This window comes from Francisella noatunensis subsp. noatunensis, from assembly GCF_009823375.1.
GTDB classification, from domain to species: domain Bacteria; phylum Pseudomonadota; class Gammaproteobacteria; order Francisellales; family Francisellaceae; genus Francisella; species Francisella noatunensis.
Genome location: NZ_WBSX01000178.1, coordinates 1 through 1,145, shown reverse-complemented (window position 1 = coordinate 1,145; position 1,145 = coordinate 1). Strand labels below are relative to the sequence as shown.

The following is a 1,145-nucleotide window of genomic DNA, read 5'->3' as shown; positions in this document are numbered from 1 at the left end:
TAAAGAGTTTGCTAAACATAAGAAGCTAACTAGCGAGACTGGCATCAAAGTATTCTTTGCTGATCCATACAGTCCTTGGCAAAGAGGTACTAATGAAAACATGAATAGGTATATCAGACAATTTATATCTAAAGGTACTAACTTTAACAATATATCTCATCAATACATTAGAAAGTTACAGATAGACTTGAATAATAGACCTAAGAAATGTTTAAATTACTTGACACCTAATGAAGTACATTTTGGTATCTCTATAAACATTGAGAATACAATCTAGCGGATAAAAATATGTCTAAGAATAGAAAATCGGAAAATATTTACTCAATGCTAGCAGACCAGATAATAGATTCTGGAATTGATGTTAATCAAATGTTTGAAAAAGATGGTTTACTTAAGCAGCTGACAAAAAGGTTACTTGAAAAAGCATTAGATACAGAGATGAGTAACCACCTTGGTTATTCAAAACATCAACGCAGCAATTCCTCGAATGCTAGAAATGGCTATAGCAATAAAAGCCTATCTACAGATAGTGGCAATATAGACATATTAGTACCTAGAGATAGAGAGAGTGACTTTGAGCCATAAATAGTTCCTAAAAGAGTAACAAAAATAAATGGCTTAGACCAAAAAATTATATCTTTATATGCTAAAGGTATGAGTATACTACTGATACCCAACAGCAATTATTTGAGCTGTATGATGCAAAGATAAGTACAAGCTTTATAAGTGATGTTACAGAAGCTATCATAGATGATGTTAAAGCATGGATAAACAGACCGTTAGGGTCTGTTTATCCTATAGTATTTTTTAACTGTATAGTCCGTTAAAATCAGAGAAGATAAGCGTATTTATCAATAAGGCAGTATATGTTGCACTAGGTTATATCGCTAACTGGTCACAAAGATGTATTAGGTCTTTGGATAAGTCAAAATGAAGGTTCTAAGTATTGGCTAGGAGTTTTACTGAATTAAAGAATAGAGACTTATAAGATATATTCATAGCCTGTACAGATAATTTAAAAGGTATGTCTGATGCTATACAGGCCGTATACCCAGAGACAAAGCATCAGCTTTGTATTGTTCATCAAATTAGAACTCTTTAAAGTATGTACCTTACAAAGATAAAAAAGAAGTGGCAAGAGAGTT

1 protein-coding gene and 1 pseudogene are annotated in these 1,145 nt (G+C 32.1%); both read left to right on the top strand.

All coding sequences use genetic code 11. From position 1 onward, the window contains the following. A partial coding sequence (locus F8C69_RS10150; protein WP_159184702.1) for an IS30 family transposase occupies nt 1-277 on the top strand: 277 nt, incomplete at its 5' end. Between the two features lie 11 nt (nt 278-288). Beyond that, a pseudogene (locus F8C69_RS11340) lies at nt 289-1,145 on the top strand (IS256 family transposase); the annotation flags it as partial.